The sequence below is a fragment of the Microcoleus sp. A006_D1 genome, assembly GCF_036702805.1.
Classification (GTDB): Bacteria; Cyanobacteriota; Cyanobacteriia; order Cyanobacteriales; family Microcoleaceae; genus Microcoleus.
Window position 1 is genome coordinate 112,049 of the sequence record NZ_JAUBVZ010000007.1, and the last position, 16,608, is coordinate 128,656.

Below are 16,608 nucleotides of genomic sequence, written 5' to 3' on the forward strand. Positions count from 1 at the left end.
CAAGCTGTCAATTGTCAACTGTCAATTGTCAACTGTCAACTGACTGATGACTGATTTTTCCGGCTGATAGCTAACAGCTACCTGAGCAATTCTGTCAGTCGGAAGAGTTGCGGCTATCGCATTTGTAGTAGATTCGCTCCACTTCAGCAGCCACACTGGTTGAACTCCCAAGAAGAAAATGATGCCGGCTAAAACTAGGGCTGGCATATTTTCGGCAAACTTAACAGCAGGATAGTAAGCCGTGGCATTGTCCAACTTTCCAAAACAGGTGCGGTTGAGCAGAATTACAAAGTAAACTGCTGTTAACCCGGAGGCTAAAATGCACAGTAAAGTCGGAATTGGAAATTTTGAGAAACTACCTTGAAATACTAAAAATTCGGCGATAAAACCCACCAAACCGGGAATGCCGGCGCTTGCCATGCCGCCCAAAACTAAGAGCGAGCTCGCCGTGGGCAAACCCCGCAGCGGATTCATTAAGCCGTTGAGCACGTCCAAATCCCGCGTGCCGACTTTGCTTTCGATGAGCCCCACTAAATAAAACAGCAAGGCTAAAATTAAGCCGTGGCTGACCATTTGCCCGACAGCACCGATTAAGGCGAGTTTTGTTCCCGCGGCGCAGGCGACGAGGATGTAGCCCATATGCCCGATCGAACTATAGGCTACCATGCGCTTGATATCTTTTTGGGCGATCGCGCTCAAAGCACCGTACATCACGCTCACAGTGCCGATTATCGCTAAACCGGGAGCTATAATCGACCAAGTTTCGGGAAACATCTGCAAACCAAACCGGATCAAACCGTAAGTTCCCAACTTCGCCAAAACACCTCCCAACAGAATTGCTGTTGCTGGCGAAGCTTCGACGTAGGCATCTGGTAGCCAAGTGTGCAGGGGAACTAAAGGAATTTTAATTGCCAACCCCAGCAGCACAATTGTTAGCAGGATTAATTGCGTTTTCAAGGGCAAGTCTTGAGTAGTAATCGCACTGTAATCGAAGTTTAAAGAGCCGCTCAGCCAAGCTACACCCAAAAATCCTGCTAAAACTAAAAGTCCCGAAACTGCTGTGTAAATCAGAAACTTCATCGCAGCATATTCGCGCTGCTTGCCGCCCCAAATCGCAATCAACAGGTAAAAAGGAATTAATTCTAGCTCGTAAAACAGGACGAACAGCAGCAAATTTTGAGACATCAAAGCTCCCGCTACCCCCGCATTGATTAGCAAAATCAGAGAGTAATAAAGCTGAGGGCGAGCGATGTCTTCGCCGGTGCCGTAAATCACTAATAGCGTCAGTAGTGCGGTTAAAACTAACAGAGGCAAAGATAAGCCGTCAATGCCCAGGTTGTAACTCAAACCCAATTGCGGAATCCAATACAAATATTCTTGAAATTGCAGTCCTGAATTTGTCGTGTCAAATTGAGTCAGCAGCCAGATATTCAACAGAAAAATAGCAGCAGCAAAGGCAGATGCGACAGAACGCGCCCGCATCGTATTCATTTTTCCGGGTAAGAAACCGACCACCGCAGCGCCCAACGCGGGCAACCAGAGCAAGGCACTAAGCATAATTAAAGGGTGAAGTGTAGTGTTTCGATCGAAGATTTTTCTAGTTTTTAGTTTTGAGCTATTGCAGAAGGAAGAAGGAAGAAAGAACACTTTTCCTGAGCGTATCCCAAGGAAGGAAGAAGGAATTAACCCTGTGACTTTTAGCGATTAATAACTTCCTAAATATCTTGGCAATTGCTATAAATTCTTGGAGAACATCGATTTTTTTGCTAAAAACCGATTCAAAAATTAGGATGCTCTCTTTTCCCAACTCAAAACTCAAAACTCAAAACTATTTACCCGCCCACAATCAGCGATAGACGAGCTAGCAGCGGCCAACTTACCAGCAGTCCCAAAAGTGCAACTCCGAACAGAATTGTCAGGGCATAAAATTGAGTTTGACCGTTAACGTTGTATTTAAGGCTCTGTCCGCCAAAAACTGTGGCAAAACCGATTAAGTTTACGAATCCGTCAACAATATTGCGATCGACCCAGGATATGATTTGGGATACCAGACCGACTGCAAATATCACTGTCACGCGGTAAAGTTGGGCGGTGTAAAAGTCGTAGGCAAAGAAGTCTTGCACCGCTTGAGAACCAATTCGCACTGGTTTTTCCCACTTGTCGTTTAGGTAAATAAATGCTCCGGCACTGATGCCGATCGCACTTGACAAAACTAACAGTCCGGCCGCAGTATAATTCAAACTGGCCAAAGGCAGCAATTGCCACGCTGCGAGCAAGTGCGGCACGTGCAAAGTAAATCCCATTAACACGGTCATCGGCAAGATAAAAGGCCAGTGAACTTCCGGCGAACGTTCGGTCATCTGCTTCGGTTTGCCACCAAAAACTAAACCGAAAACGCGCACTAAGCCAAAAGCAGTTACACCGTTGACAAACAGCACTATTACTAACAGTGAAGGGTGAGTTTCCGAAAGCCCGCCTGCCAATTCTGATAAAGCCCAGAAGCATCCGAAGGGCGGCAGTCCAACTAATCCAGCAGCGCCGACAAGAAACGATATTCCCGATATCGGCCGCTTCGGCCACAAACCGCCGAGAGAGCGGACATCCTGAGTAATGCTGTTCCAAACTACGGAACCGATGCTCATCACCAACAAACCCATTGCCAAGGTGTAGGCAAACATTAATGTTAGGGCTATCTGGGTTTGTCCGGTACCGACGGCGATAAATACTAAGCCCATGTAAGAGCTAACTATATAGGAAAGCGTGCGCTTGATGTCGATTTGGGCGATCGCAATTAAGGAAGCACCGACGGCCGTTGCAGCACCTACAATAATAGTTGTCTTCAGTCCCACGGGCGACAAAGCGATGACCGGCTGCAATTTAATTAAAATCCAAGCGCCGGTTTCCACAACTACCGTGTTCCGCAAAATCGTTGCCGGCAAAGGGCCTTCCATCGCCTCGTCTAGCCACAGGTGCAAGGGAAACTGGGCGCATTTGCCCATCGGGCCGGCAATCAAAGTTAAACTCAACAGCGTCGCCACTGTGGGGTCGATGTTTGCAGTCTTAGCCCACAGGGCCAATTCTTCAAAATTCCAAGTTCCAGCCAGCGGCAGAATTGCGACTACTCCCATCAGCAAAAACAAGTCTCCCACGCGCTTAGTCAAGAAAGCGTCGCGGGCTCCTGTCACCACCAAAGACTGATTGAACCACAGCCCGATTAGCAGGTAAGTTCCCAGAGTCAGGACTTCCAAAATCATGTAGCTGAAAAACAGAGAGTTGGACAATACCAAGCCGCACATCCCCGCTTCAAACAGCCCCATCAGGGAAAAGAACCTAGCCCAGCCCCAGTCCATTTCCATGTAGCCGATTGCATAAATCTGCGCCAGAAAATTCAGTCCGGTAATCAAAACTGTCGCCCCGACGGTGACAGCAGAAATTTCTACGGGAATGGTTAAGTCTAAACCTGCTACGTTCAGCCAGGGAATGAACTGCTGTTGCGCTGGTTGGTTCCAGATAGCTGTCAGGGCGATAACGCCGTGGACGAAAGCGAAAAAAGTTAAGATGGCGTTCACGTAACCGGAGGGTCTGGGCCCCGTGCGGCGAGTTACTGCTGGAAACCACAGTATCGACAGAAATGCGCCGATGAGTGGATAGCAAGGTATGAACCAAACGGTCTGGAGTAGGATTTGAGCCATTGGCACTACCTGTAAATGTTACAAAACTTTAAAAATCTGAGAATAATTTCGATCGCTAGGTTGAGGGCATTCGGCAGAAGTCAAGGAATTTTGTGGTCTGCCTGCGAGTATCTTGTCGTTTTCAAGCCCAGCGCTTCATAGTAGACTTAATTAATTTTATATTACGGATTACAATAAATTTTCATATTTCCTGATTCAGCATACTTATATACAGATAAACTGTACTTATAGCAAAAATCAGACGTACGGTTGAAACCGCTTTTCGTCAAACGATGTCCGCCGGACGCGGACTGAAGAGGATAACATAGGTCTTCAACCCGCGCACCATCGGGGTGTTGCCTGTATAGACGCGGTTTCAACCGCGAGCGTCTTCTAAAGATTAAAGTCGCTCAATTTCCCTAGCTGATTCGGGAAGTTGGGCTTGTCGCTGTCCGATCGCCCTTGCTCTCACATTCAAAAGACCGATCGGCGTATTGAATAAATCTACCAGATCGGCGCGGGCGATCCTCTTCGAGGGCTTCGCTAACGCACATTTGGCAGCAGCAACCGGCAATTCCTTTAACAGCCACCTAGCCAGCCGATACAAATATTCCCCGGTTGTGAATTCTCGCATCAAATCCACGCCGTGGAGTTCGTGCAAATATTTATTCGACTCGCCGTAACGGTGCCATTGACTTTGCAACTGTTTTATTGTAGACCGGTGGCGGTGTCGGGCGATCGCATTTTCAGCAAAATAGATTTTATAGGATGTTTCCCGCAAAATCCGCCAGCACAAATCCGCATCGCCGCCGCTCGTAAGGTAGGGGCGAAATAAACCGACTTGTGCTAAAATCTGCCTGCGTACAGCTAAGTTGGCCGTTTGACCGTAGGCACAAAAAGGGTGAGCGAGAGTATGTTTTTGAGATAAAGTATTTTCGCGGGCGGCGTGTTTTTCTAAGAGAGTGTTACCGGGGAGGGCGAGGATTTCACCTGCGGTAATTCCGATTTCTAAGTTAGCGAATGGTTGGACTAAATTTTCCAACCATTGAGGTTCGGGGCGACAGTCTGCGTCGGTAAAGGCGATGATTTCGCCTGTTGAGGCGCGAATTCCTTTGTTTCTGGCGGCGTAGGAACTTTGAATCGTATTTTCGCTGAGATTGCGAAGGGTGATTTGATTGAATCCCTCTTGGTTGCGAGATTTGGCTGCTGTTTGAAGGATGGTTGAAGTGTAATCGCGACTGTTGTTGTCTACTAAGAGATATTCTACTCTGTGTGGCGGATAAGTTTGCGATCGCAAACACTCGATCAAATCCGGCAAATCCATCTCGCCGTTGTAAATGGGCACCACAACCGAAACAAGGGGTAAAAACTCCGCACTGTTCATTAGTCCTCTCTACGGGTTGTTGAGTCAATCAGGACTAAAGTCCGAACCATCGAACCTAGTTATGGAATAATTTCTACTTTCGTGCCTTTTTGCACAAACTGATACAACTCCTCAACATCCTTATTTTCCAGCGAAACGCAGCCCAAAGTCCAGTTCGATCGATTTTTGATAATTTTCTTTGAATTAGCCGGCACGCCGTGAATCCCAACCTCACTGCCCACACTATCATTCCATTTTATTGTACCTGCTTGCTTGCCTTTGATATGTTTTCGCCAAGATTGTTTAGTGGGATAATCCAGCCAGAGAAACTTCGACCAAGCTGCGTGAGGATAAAGGTCTTTTATGCTAAAAATTCCTTCCGGCGTTCGCGAATCCCCTGCTTTTAGTTTGTCGCCTGCGGGATTGCTGCCAAATACAACAGGATAAGATTTGATCGGTTTTTTGTTGTCATATACAGTCAGTCGGTATTTGGATTTTTCCACCAGGATTGAAATTCTAGTTTTATCTAATTTATCCGGTTCGCCTAAAATTTGTGCTAGGGGTTTGCCGTAGTTTAATAAATTATCTGATGGGAATTGGATGTGTAAAACATTTAAATCGTCAGCCGGACAGTTAGTGAAGCAGAAGACATCTAAAATGTAGGGAATGGGAACAGCATAACCGAGTCTGACGAGTTTCCAGTAAAAAATTGAGCTAGCAGCTAGCAAGAACAAACCGACAGATGAAGCAATTATCCAAATATTACCCCGTTTTTTTTTGATTTCCATTGCATTCACTGGGGATATCAATTCTCAAAATTCTAACTTATGAGCTTGGAAATGACAAGATGCCAGTTCCACAACTAAATAAAGTATGGGTGTAACAGGCATCTTGGCTGTGATTTAGCTAGATTCAATATTAGTGGAACAGGCATCTTGCCTGTGATTTAGCTAGATTCCATAATATTTAGTGGAACAGGCATCTTGCCTGTGATTTAACTAGATTTAATCTTAGTGGAACAGGCATCTTGCCTGTTTTTTTTAGCCTCAAACGGGCAAGATGCCCGTTCCACAAGTGCATTGAGTTCTGGTGGAACGGGCATCTTATTTGTTTTTTGACATTGCACAAAATATCACTTACATATGCTATGAAATCTGTTACAAATTCGCTGTTAACTGTTACTGGTTAACATTAGAATCATTAACACTAACACCCCGTTAGTTAAATAAAAGATACCAACCACCTGAGTTTCCAGCCAGCCGCACAGTTCTAAATGATGGTGCAGCGGAGCCATTCTTAACAGACGCTTACCGATGCCATCCGGGCCTTTTGTAGCTTTGTAATAACCTACTTGAGCAATTACTGACAGCGTTTCAATGAAGAAAATCCCGCTGATTATTAATAATATCCAAAGGCTATTTGTTAATAAAGCTACCGCAGCCAACGCACCGCCCAAAGCCAACGCACCTGTATCACCCATAAACACGCGGGCTGGATTGCGGTTGTGGGCTAAGAAACCGAGACAACTGCCACTGATGCAGGCGCAAAATATCATTAATTCTGGCGAAGTTGAGGCTACAGATGCGCCTAATCCCAAAAGTGCGATCGCCCCCAAGCCTCCCATCAACCCGTCAACACCGTCAGTTATATTAGTAGCATTGCTTTCAGCAACCAACACAAAACCAGCCAGCGGCCAAAACAGCAAACCTAAAGGCAATACCCAACCGAAAGGCAAAGCAATGCTGGTAGAAATACCGGGTTCCCGGAACATCAGCCACAGACAAAATAGAGTTGCAAAACCTACTTGCAAAGCCAATTTCATCCGAGGTGAAATACCTTTATTCGACTGGCGGCGGAGAATTTGCCAGTCGTCTATCCAGCCGATGAAACCGTAAGCTAAAGTTAAAGCCGATACAGCAACAACATCTGAGTTAAATCTAGACCAAAGCAAGGCGACTGCGACACCTGCGGGCACAAAAAATACGCCTCCCATTGTCGGCGTTCCCGCTTTTTTTAAGTGGGCTTGGGGGCCGTCTTCGCGAATTATTTGTCCTGCTTTGAGTTGCTGGAGTAAAGGCACTACTATATAACCCAAACCTGCTGCAACTACAGCACAAATAGCTAGTGGCATAAATAGCGATGCAGGTGAATTCAAAAGTCTACCCGCTGCTACATCTAAACCGATCGCTACAATGCCCAGCCCCAAACCCAGCAGCAGGAATAAATTCCTGCCTGTAAGTTTGAAAGGCATAGTAAAAGGGACTTTTTCATCCACAAAGTTATCCATATCACTCCTCAACACACACCATTTGAGTATAAGCAATTCACAATTTGAGAGTAGGGTGCGATACAGGAGATTGGGGAATCTCTTATTTTTTATTCCCTGTTTCCGGTTGATTCCTTCACCCTTCTACCGGTTATTCATCGCCTGCACCCGCATCCTCTTCTGCTTCTTCTTCTAAATCATCGTAAGGACTGTCGTCAACTGCCATTAGTTCAGAAATTTCTTCTTCGTGGAGGTAGTCGGGTTCTTGAACATCCCTTGCTAACAGGCGATTGTTAGATTCCAACCAGTCTAAAAGAGATGATTGCTGCTTTAATGGAATTACGTCCGCAGGCAAGTGGCGAGGGATTTGGCGCAGAGATGGGTTGTACATGATTCTCGGTTTCTAAAGACAAAGATGCGATCGAGTATATTTAATGTTTTGCCGACTGCTCCTTTAATCAAGCACTTGCAAATCGGGGATTTAGCACGGCTAAAGCATTATACCACAGGCAGTGTTTGGTTCCGGATCGGATAAGATGGGAGACCGACTCATGCGATCGCCCCAAGCATGGGCCTCAGGATAACACTAAAATCCGCTCTTGCCAATCCTTTTTTAGCCGTAAATATTGTAATCTGAGACGATCGCCTTTTAAGATATCCCAGGACACATGGCGATCGTCTCGAATGCCAGGTTTGATCGGAACTCGCGAAAGCTAACACTAACGGGCAAGCGGTTGATAGACTCAAGCGTCTCCTGGTTTGTCATCAAAGCCTGATGGCGAATGCCCTCTGCCGAATTCAGTCAACTCTCTCTTCAATAAATCTCAGAATGAATACAACGGCGGCGGTTTTATACAATAAAGAGGGTTACGACACTGGAGGGCAAAGACTTCTGGGGCGTCATTCAGCCGGAGAAGGGTTTCTCAAAAGCTTAGTCCAACACGGAACCGCTGACTCTCTCTACTGTTGTGCAGATAACCAAACAACGTTTCAGGAATTTTGTTCGCACATCCAACCGTGGCTGCAACAACCTCGGAAAGTCCGCTGGATTCCCACGGAACGACCGGATTTGCTATCTCAACCGGGCACAATTTATCGACCCGACCCCGCCCTTGCCGATCTGGTTTGGGCGCGCAGATTTGTCGATCAGCGGGCTTACAGCGTTTGTGGCGTTACCCATACCATCGGTACAAAATACGTCATGGCGGCGATCGGCGATTTGATCGCTGCACCGATGCAGCCTTGGGACGCCCTGATCTGCACCTCTAACGCGGTGAAAACAGCAGTAGAAGGAGTTCTGACAGAGTGGTCTGAGTATTTAGCGCAGCGCAACGGCGGTCAACCCGAAATTTTGGTCAAATTGCCCGTTATTCCCCTGGGAGTGGATTGCAGCGCGTTTCCGCAGGGTGCCGAAGCAGTCAAGACGGGCGATCGACAACGGCAAGAACTCGGCATTTCTGCTGGCGATATTGTCGTGTTATTTGTCGGCCGATTAACTTTTTCGGCAAAAGCTCATCCAGTACCAATGTACATCGCCCTAGAACGCGCCGCCCAACAGACAAAGGCAAAAATCCACTTAATTCAAGCTGGTTGGATCGAAGATCCGAGAGAAGAACCCGACTTTAAAAATAGCGCAAAAATCTTTTGTCCCTCCGTAAATGCTATTTTTTTAGATGGGAGAAAGCCTGAAATTAGAGTTAATATTTGGTCGGCCGCCGACATTTTTATTTCGCTTTCCGATAACATTCAAGAAACCTTCGGACTAACGCCAATCGAAGCAATGGCTAATGGACTGCCGGCAATAGTCTCTGATTGGAACGGATATAAAGAATCAGTACGCCACGAAATAGACGGCTTCCGCATTCCCACAATCATCCCGCCGCCATCTGCTTGTTTAGATTTAGCCTTAAATTATCTCGACGGCAGCTTAAATTGGCCGACTTACATGGGTCACACTTCCCTAGCCACAGCAGTTGATATTGATGCTTGCACCCGCGCTTTATGCAAATTAATTGAAAACCCAGAATTGAGAAAGCAGATGGGTGAAAATGCCAGACAAAGGGCGAGGGAGATTTATGATTGGAAAGTGGTAATTGCTGCTTACGAACAGTTGTGGCGGGAATTAGCAGAAATTCGGGTTTGGGCACCGGAGTCTGCACCTTTGAAAGCGGGGAAACCGCCTTATCCGCTGGGCGACGATCCGTTTCGGGTGTTGGGTCATTATGCAACTAGGACTTTAACCAATGATATGATGTTGAGTCTGGGTGCGATCGCCACACCACAAATTTTGAAAGAGTTGCAAACAATTTGGTTTACCAGCTTCGGTCAAGACCGGAGAATCTCTGTTAAGATTCAGATGGAGATGTTAAATGCGATCGAGCAAAATGGTGCTGTCAGCGCTGGGGAACTTCTCAGGTGTTATGCGGCAAATGAGCAAGAATCAGCATACCTATATCGGACGATGCTTTACCTGGTGAAATTTGGTATCTTAGTTATTGGAAATGGGTAATTAGTTCAAGAAGACTCGGCGGTTGAAACCGCAACTACACAAACGAAGTCGGCCTCCGCCGACTGAAGAATAAAAAAATGCTTAAAAAATCAGGACTATTAGAAATAATTGCTGGTAAGAATCGCGGTTTGCTGGCGACTCCAACCGACAAACAGGCGATTCTAAGTGCGATCGCCCAATTGGAAGATTATAACCCCACACCACGCCCTATCGAAGCCGCAGAGCTTTTAAATGGCGATTGGCGGTTATTGTACACCAGCAGCCGCGCCCTGCTGAATCTTGACGGTTTTCCGTTGTTAAAATTGGGTCAAATTTATCAATCTATCCGCGTCAAAGAATCTAAAATATACAACATTGCGGAACTTTACGGTTTGCCTTATTTAGAAGGAATTGTCAGTGTAGCCGCGAGATTTGAGGCGACTTCGGAACGGCGAGTGCAGGTGAAGTTTGAGCGGTCAATTTTAGGTTTACGCAGCTTGATTCGCTATGAATCTCCGCTCAAGTTTATCAATGAGATTGAGTCGGGAAAAAAGTTCGCTGCTGTAGATTTCAACCTGGATACTCGCGAACAGCAGGGATGGTTGGATATTACTTATTTGGATGGCGATTTGCGGATCGGGCGTGGCAATGAAGGAAGTGTTTTTGTATTAACAAAAGAGTGATTTTGTGCTGTTGATGTGCAGGACGATATTTTGCTCAAAAGTTGACTAAAATTATCCTGGGAGGGATATAATAATGACATCAACAATCCAAGAAACAATGGGCAAAATTACTACAACGCTGACAATCACAAATCATGCCGATCAAATTCGCTGTGAAGATGGCGCGATTCCGGCTGAGCAAATACGTTCTATTACCATCAAAAATGTGCTGGTGGATACTGGGGCGACTACTTTATGTCTGCCGCAGGATGCAATAGCTCAACTCGGTTTAAAACTCCTGAAAACAGTGCCTGTAGCAACGGCAACAGGCATCGGTACAGCACGCATTTTTGAAGATGCAAAAATTTCGTTAATGGGAAGAGACGCGACTTTTGAGTGCATAGAACTGCCTGTAGGAGCCGATCCGTTATTGGGTGTCATCCCCTTAGAAGCATTGGGAATTGAATTAGATTTGCAGAAACAAACACTGCTTTTGTTGCCGCTAAGTCCGACGGCTAGCTATTTAAGAATTTAAATTTTCTACAGGTTTGGAAATTACCTCAAAGGCGATCGACTTTAGTCATTCCTAATCGAAAATCTCAAATAGTATTAATCCGTCAGTTTTGTCTATTTTTTATTTTTAGTCGGTATTGCTGACGGGATGACAACTCCGACAAAAACCCAGATTTGTCAAGCGTTGAGTCTCTTGAAGCTACAAAAAGATGCCAGCGATTGTGATAGTTGGATTGACAATAACTATTGTAATACCAGTTTCCAAAAAGAATGTAACTGGTATTACTACAAACCGAATTTATTGAGGCTTGGCTTTTTTCTGAGAAGCAGCATAATTCTCAGTCATTAACTGATTGACTTCTGGATTGTAAATCCGTAGATAATTCCAATAATTCTCAAACACCGATTTCACGTATCCTTTCGTTTCAGGAAACGGAATCTTTTCGGCAAAAGCATCCGGATCACTAAAATCAAACCTCTTCAACCAATCTGCTACTGCATTCGGCCCGGCATTGTAACTCGCCACAGCTAACATCGAGTTATTTTTGTACTCGTCGTGAGTGTGATCCAAATACCACGTGCCGAGTTTAACATTGTCGTCCACATTCTCCAATGAATACTTTTTGAGATTGATTTTCCCGGCTACCCAACTAGCGGTTTCTGGCATTACTTGCATTAAACCTGTCGCGCCAACTACTGATTTGATTTGGGGCATAAACCGCGATTCTTGCCGGATCAATGCTGTTACTAATACTGGATTTATTTTGCGTTCTTGCGACCATTTGACAATGGTTTCTAAGTACGGAAAAGGATAAAGTGCTTGCCAATAAGCTGGCTGCTGTCTGAGAGCGAGGTATTGGGTTCTATCATCGGGTTTGTCGCGCTGCCGCAAACTCCCAATCATCCACAAACCGTCTAAATTGTCTCCGACTCCAATTCGCATTAAACCGTCGGTAAACTGTTCGGCAATACTCGGTTCTACGCGGTTGGTAAATTCTATTTGCCACAGATTCCAAGCATCTCTATCTTGACCTAATTGATAGAGTTCTTTCAACGCAGGAGAACCGGCGGTTGGTTCGGGACGCTGAGGGAGTTGCACTACCTTGGGAGATAAGTCTCGGACTGTGGTAAAGTCGCCTACTGGCCAGCCGAGAAATACTGCCGATCGCCATGCAAAATATGATTCTGGATAGCGTAAAATAGTGTAGTCAAATGCAGTCTTCGCATCTTGTTCGCGGCCGAGCTGCATTGCCCATTTCCCGACCCAAAATGCTGCTTCTGGTGCTTGTTCGCTGTCGGGATTGTTGGTGGTTAGTTCTCTCGCCCACTGCCAAGCTGATTTAAAATCTGCGGCTTTGGCATACTGTTGGGCGATCGCCCAACGCAGTTCGCCTGCTTTATCAGAATTGTTGTATTTTGTCAATAGCAACTTGCGGGTTTCTGAGGCGGATTCACCGCTGCCTGCTTTGTCCAGAAGTTTCGATTTATCTAGCAAAGCTTCGGCGGCATAGTTGGGGAATTTGCTAATGGCGCGATCGAGATAAACGATCGCATCCTTGGCATCACTCACCCGCGACAGCCGAATTAAACCCATCCCAGTATCTTCAGAATCGGGAAACTCCCGCACTAATTCTTGATAGGCAATTCTCGATTCCGGGATTTTGCCGTCGAGCCACAAACCGCGAGCTTTGCGGTAAAGATTTTTAGCAGTGCGGGGAGCTTTCCCGTAAGCCATAGCTCCTTTGCCGTAATCCTGTTTTTCCCAATAGCCAAAGGCAATTTCTTCCCAATCTTCTGGTTTCAAAGCAGCGCTGTTTTGCTGCACTAATTGTTCTAAAACAGTGCCGTAATCTTTGACATAGTGACCGTGTTTCGCTACTAGCAGCATCAACTCTGGCTGATTCGGATTTTGTTTTAACTTGCCGAGGGCAATTTCTACGCTGCGCGGATGTGCGGGAAATTCAGTAATTGCCTGCTGCCAATATTCCGGTTTTGACTTGCCTAAAACATACAAAGCTTCGGCAGCTACTGGGTCGCTCGGATAGTTCTTTAGCAGTTCTTCCCAAGCTTTTTGTGCTTGGTCTTTGTCGCCGCTCAATTGGTAAGCTTGGGCCCTTTTTAGGGCAATATGAGAGGCTAAAAGCGGATATTCTGGCTCTAGTTTGTCCAATAACTTTAATGCTTTGGCGGCATTTCCTTGCTGGATTAAATCGCTAGCCAGCAGGTAGCGGGCGCGGCTTTGAGGGGAGATTTGCTGCTGCGGGTTCGTAGTTGCAGATTCAGTGGCTGCGAGTTCAATTAATTTCGCCGATCGCTCGCTAGGTGACAGCGATACCAACATCTTAACCGAGGATGCGGAATTCGCTGCATCCACGGGCTGCGGAGCCTTCTGGAAGGGGCTTAAACCCATCCATTTCGCCGCCGCCAGACCTGAGCCGATCGCCATTACGCACACTGAAACGCTGATTAAAACAGAAACTCGGGTTTTGCGTCGCTTCTTCATGGGAAAATTTAAGAAAATAACAATAGAAAATCGATCGCCAGCAGACTTGGCTGATATCGTACCAGAATTTATTTAGATCTGTAGGAGAGAATTTGGGCGATCGATTTATTTATCCGCACCAAGGAAAAAGCACAAACCACCAACTACAAAGTACAATCAAAAATCTAAAATATAAAGTGTAAATCAAAACATGGAATTTCTAGTTACCGATACACCCCGCTCTGGTTGGACGGGAGACGCCCTGGCAATTGGTCTATTTGAGGATTCAGTAGAGCTTACTGGCGATTTGGCAGAATTAGACGCAAAGCTGTCTGGTACGCTGAAAGAGCTGATTCAGGAAGTAGACTTTAAGGGCAAAGCAGGCCAAAGCGCGATCGCCCGCGTCGGCGGCAATAATCCGATCCGCAAAATTGCGATCGTCGGTTTGGGGAAAGCCTCGGAGTTAAAATTAGACACCGTGCGGCAAGCTGCGGGTGTTTGCGCCAAGTTAGCCAAAAAGGAGAAATGCCAAACCCTGGGAATTAGCATTCCTGTGTGGAAAAGCGCGTCGGAGGCTACAGCAAGTGCGATCGCCGAAGGTGTAGAATTATCCCTGCATCAAGACAACCGTTTCAAATCGGAACCCGACGATAAAAGCTCGCAAATCGAAGAAATTCATTTGCTCGGTTTTGCAGGTACCGAAAGCGCGATCGCCCGCGCCCGCCAAATCACAGCCGGAGTCATTTTAGCACGGGAATTAGTCGCAGCGCCGGCAAATTTTGTCACCCCGATTACCATGGCCGAAACCGCTCAAAGTCTAGCGGCTGAATGCGGCTTAGAATTAGAAATATTAGAGCAAGAAGACTGCGAAAAACTCGGCATGGGAGCCTTTCTCGGTGTTGCCAGAGCATCCGATTTGCCACCTAAATTCATCCACCTGACTTACAAACCCGCAGGCACGCCGCGCCGCAAAATAGCAATTGTGGGCAAAGGATTAACCTTTGATTCCGGCGGTTTGAACATCAAGCTCACGGGTAGCGGCATCGAAATCATGAAAGTAGACATGGGCGGCGCTGCTGCTACTTTTGGAGCCGCAAAGGCGATCGGACACATCAAACCAGATGTCGAAGTTCACTTTATCAGCGCCGTCACCGAAAACATGATTAGCGGCCGCGCCATGCGCCCGGGAGACATCCTCACAGCTTCCAACGGCAAAACAATTGAAGTCAACAATACCGATGCAGAAGGCCGTTTAACCCTGGCTGATGCGTTGGTATTTGCTGATAAATTGGGAGTGGACGTAATTGTCGATTTAGCCACTCTGACTGGTGCTTGCGTAGTTGCTTTGGGCGAAGATATCGCGGGTTTGTGGAGTCCTGAAGATAGCGTCGCCGCCGAAATAGTCGCCGCCTCAGAAAAAGCCGGCGAAAAGTTTTGGCGAATGCCAATGGAAGAGAAATATTTTGAAGGCTTAAAAGCATTGCACGCTGACATGAAAAACACTGGGCCCCGTGCTGGTGGTTCGATTACGGCGGCACTATTTTTGAAGCAGTTTGTCAAGGATACTGCTTGGGCGCATTTAGATATTGCTGGCCCGGTTTGGATCGAGAAAGAAAATGGCTACAACGGCCCCGGAGCAACTGGTTTTGGAGTTCGGACTTTGGTGCATTTGGTACTGGGTGAGGCTTAGTTAATTGTGGATTTGCTAAGGTAAAAGTCAGGGGTTAAAAACTCTTGGCTCATAGAAAATAGGGCGGTTTCAAGGGCCGTCTGCATCTGTTTTTCACCACAAAACAGATGGGGAAAAGCACTGGTTTGGGGTTAGCTATCAGTTACCGGATTATCGTCGGAAAACATGGCAGAACCCAATACGGTTCACTTAACACTATTTATGCCCAGGAGATCCCCCTAAATCCCCCTTAAGAAGGGGGACTTTGATCACTCCAGTCCCCCCCTTTTTAAGGGGTGTGCCAGGGAGATCGGTCTTAAGTGAACCGTATTGTGGCAGAACCTTGATATGCCGTTCGGTTTTCGGTGAATGGACGGAATTTGCGATCGAGCTTCCCTTATGAAAAATAGGTTTGTAGTGAGGACTTCAATCCTCAGACTTTTATGAGGAATAAATTCCTCACTACGAACCTATTTTATTCCCCGTGATATCCGCCAGCAACCTTACCCCGAAATACAATGTAATTGTAGATGTTGTAAAAAATCATAATCGGGATCAGAAAGCCAATGAACACAATCATAAACACCAGCGCGCTCGGAGAAGCTGCGGCTTGATAAATCGTGATTTGCGTCGGGATAATGTATGGAAAAACAATCAATCCCAAGCCGATAAAACTCAGCAAAAAAATCAGAATTGTCCAGACAAACGGCGTCCGTTCTTCTTTATTTGCGAGACTTTTCAGCAGCATTCCCACAAATAGCGCTCCCAGCAAAGGAATCGCGACAAAGACATAAACCAGCGGTTTATCGAACAACCTCGCCCGCGTACTTTCGTAAAATACCGGAGTGGCGATCGTAATTAAAACCGCTCCGATTAAAGTCGTCACCGCCGCAATTTTAGCAGTGCGATAGTGAGTTGTTTGCAGTTCCCCGTCAGTTTTCATGATCAAATAGGTTGAACCGATCAAAACATAGCCTTGAACCAGCGTCAAAGCCACCAAGATCGATCGCCAATCCAGCCAATCCCAAGTCGTACCGACAAAGTGACCAGCTTCATCAACTGCAATACCTTCCAGCACCGCACCGAGGGCAAATCCTTGAGCTAAAGACGCCAAGAAACTGCCAGCACCAAAAGCATAATTCCAGAATTTTTTCCGGTTAGAATGCTCGCGAAACTCAAACGCGACAGCCCGGAAAATCAACCCGAAAAGCATCATGCAAATCGGTATATACAAAGCAGTTAAAATCGTGCCGTAAGCGAGGGGAAATGCACCAAACAGAGCGCCTCCCATCAAAACCAGCCAAGTTTCATTAGCATCCCAAACATTGCCCAGACTCGTCATTAAAATGCCCCGGCGTTCCTCGTCGCTCGCAGTCAGAGACAAAATTCCGACTCCTAAGTCAAAACCGTCTAGCATGACATAGAGCAAGAGAAAGATACCTAAAATTACGAACCAAACCTGCGGGAGAAAATGCTCTAAAGCTTGCATAAAAT

Annotated in this window: 12 protein-coding genes; 4 read left to right on the plus strand and 8 right to left on the minus strand. The window is 46.4% G+C overall.

From position 1 onward, the window contains the following. Window positions 1-21: 21 nt before the first annotated feature. The 6 genes from QUB68_RS14725 to QUB68_RS14750 all read right to left on the minus strand — a co-directional run bounded on the left by QUB68_RS14725 (window position 22) and on the right by QUB68_RS14750 (window position 7,691). The gene (locus QUB68_RS14725) at window positions 22-1,557 is read right to left on the minus strand and encodes an NADH-quinone oxidoreductase subunit M (protein WP_332993608.1); all 1,536 of its coding nucleotides are present in this window, start codon (window positions 1,555-1,557) and stop codon (window positions 22-24) included. Between the two features lie 275 nt (window positions 1,558-1,832). Further along, a complete protein-coding gene (locus QUB68_RS14730; RefSeq protein WP_332993610.1) occupies window positions 1,833-3,692 on the minus strand; it encodes an NAD(P)H-quinone oxidoreductase subunit F in 1,860 nt (619 codons plus the stop codon). Window positions 3,693-4,071: 379 nt separating this feature from the next. Next, window positions 4,072-5,055 carry a glycosyltransferase gene (locus tag QUB68_RS14735; RefSeq protein ID WP_332993612.1) on the minus strand — a complete coding sequence of 328 codons (984 nt, stop codon included), beginning with the start codon at window positions 5,053-5,055 and terminating at the stop codon, window positions 4,072-4,074. Between the two features lie 59 nt (window positions 5,056-5,114). After that, a complete protein-coding gene (locus tag QUB68_RS14740) occupies window positions 5,115-5,822 on the minus strand; it encodes a L,D-transpeptidase family protein (RefSeq protein ID WP_332993614.1) in 708 nt (235 codons plus the stop codon). A gap of 383 nt (window positions 5,823-6,205) precedes the next feature. Next, complete coding sequence (mraY, locus tag QUB68_RS14745) at window positions 6,206-7,321, minus strand: phospho-N-acetylmuramoyl-pentapeptide-transferase (RefSeq protein WP_332993616.1); 1,116 nt, start codon at window positions 7,319-7,321, stop codon at window positions 6,206-6,208. A 130-nt stretch (window positions 7,322-7,451) separates the two neighbouring features. Beyond that, complete coding sequence (locus tag QUB68_RS14750; protein WP_332993618.1) at window positions 7,452-7,691, minus strand: DUF3134 domain-containing protein; 240 nt, start codon at window positions 7,689-7,691, stop codon at window positions 7,452-7,454. 384 nt (window positions 7,692-8,075) lie between these two features. On the opposite strand from QUB68_RS14750, the gene QUB68_RS14755 reads away from it, so the two are divergent. The 3 genes from QUB68_RS14755 to QUB68_RS14765 all read left to right on the plus strand — a co-directional run bounded on the left by QUB68_RS14755 (window position 8,076) and on the right by QUB68_RS14765 (window position 10,985). Next, window positions 8,076-9,809: a glycosyltransferase family 4 protein gene (locus QUB68_RS14755; RefSeq protein ID WP_332993620.1), complete on the plus strand. Its 1,734-nt coding sequence runs from the start codon at window positions 8,076-8,078 to the stop codon at window positions 9,807-9,809. A 77-nt stretch (window positions 9,810-9,886) separates the two neighbouring features. Further along, on the plus strand, window positions 9,887-10,471 hold the full coding sequence (locus QUB68_RS14760; RefSeq protein ID WP_332993622.1) for a PAP/fibrillin family protein: 585 nt from the start codon (window positions 9,887-9,889) through the stop codon (window positions 10,469-10,471). Between the two features lie 73 nt (window positions 10,472-10,544). Then, on the plus strand, window positions 10,545-10,985 hold the full coding sequence (locus QUB68_RS14765) for a retroviral-like aspartic protease family protein (RefSeq protein ID WP_332993624.1): 441 nt from the start codon (window positions 10,545-10,547) through the stop codon (window positions 10,983-10,985). Window positions 10,986-11,261: 276 nt separating this feature from the next. Here the strand turns inward: QUB68_RS14765 and QUB68_RS14770 are convergent, their stop codons facing one another. After that, complete coding sequence (locus QUB68_RS14770) at window positions 11,262-13,466, minus strand: transglycosylase SLT domain-containing protein (protein WP_332993625.1); 2,205 nt, start codon at window positions 13,464-13,466, stop codon at window positions 11,262-11,264. A gap of 190 nt (window positions 13,467-13,656) precedes the next feature. On the opposite strand from QUB68_RS14770, the gene QUB68_RS14775 reads away from it, so the two are divergent. Further along, window positions 13,657-15,135 carry a leucyl aminopeptidase gene (locus QUB68_RS14775; RefSeq protein WP_332993627.1) on the plus strand — a complete coding sequence of 493 codons (1,479 nt, stop codon included), beginning with the start codon at window positions 13,657-13,659 and terminating at the stop codon, window positions 15,133-15,135. 454 nt (window positions 15,136-15,589) lie between these two features. On the opposite strand, the gene cydB is transcribed toward QUB68_RS14775, so the two are convergent. After that, window positions 15,590-16,603 (minus strand): cytochrome d ubiquinol oxidase subunit II, encoded by a 1,014-nt coding sequence (gene cydB / locus QUB68_RS14780; RefSeq protein WP_332993628.1) that lies wholly within the window; start codon window positions 16,601-16,603, stop codon window positions 15,590-15,592. Window positions 16,604-16,608: the final 5 nt, after the last annotated feature.

What these genes read in the sequence shown, in the direction of transcription:
- QUB68_RS14765 (WP_332993624.1), top strand. Translation starts at nt 10,545, where the DNA reads ATGACATCAACAATCCAAGAAACAATGGGCAAAATTACTACAACGCTG.
- QUB68_RS14725 (WP_332993608.1), bottom strand. Translation starts at nt 1,557, where the DNA reads ATGCTTAGTGCCTTGCTCTGGTTGCCCGCGTTGGGCGCTGCGGTGGTC.
- QUB68_RS14740 (WP_332993614.1), bottom strand. Translation starts at nt 5,822, where the DNA reads ATGGAAATCAAAAAAAAACGGGGTAATATTTGGATAATTGCTTCATCT.
- QUB68_RS14755 (WP_332993620.1), top strand. Translation starts at nt 8,076, where the DNA reads ATGGCGAATGCCCTCTGCCGAATTCAGTCAACTCTCTCTTCAATAAAT.
- QUB68_RS14760 (WP_332993622.1), top strand. Translation starts at nt 9,887, where the DNA reads ATGCTTAAAAAATCAGGACTATTAGAAATAATTGCTGGTAAGAATCGC.
- QUB68_RS14730 (WP_332993610.1), bottom strand. Translation starts at nt 3,692, where the DNA reads ATGGCTCAAATCCTACTCCAGACCGTTTGGTTCATACCTTGCTATCCA.
- QUB68_RS14750 (WP_332993618.1), bottom strand. Translation starts at nt 7,691, where the DNA reads ATGTACAACCCATCTCTGCGCCAAATCCCTCGCCACTTGCCTGCGGAC.
- QUB68_RS14770 (WP_332993625.1), bottom strand. Translation starts at nt 13,466, where the DNA reads ATGAAGAAGCGACGCAAAACCCGAGTTTCTGTTTTAATCAGCGTTTCA.
- QUB68_RS14775 (WP_332993627.1), top strand. Translation starts at nt 13,657, where the DNA reads ATGGAATTTCTAGTTACCGATACACCCCGCTCTGGTTGGACGGGAGAC.
- mraY (WP_332993616.1), bottom strand. Translation starts at nt 7,321, where the DNA reads ATGGATAACTTTGTGGATGAAAAAGTCCCTTTTACTATGCCTTTCAAA.
- QUB68_RS14735 (WP_332993612.1), bottom strand. Translation starts at nt 5,055, where the DNA reads ATGAACAGTGCGGAGTTTTTACCCCTTGTTTCGGTTGTGGTGCCCATT.
- cydB (WP_332993628.1), bottom strand. Translation starts at nt 16,603, where the DNA reads ATGCAAGCTTTAGAGCATTTTCTCCCGCAGGTTTGGTTCGTAATTTTA.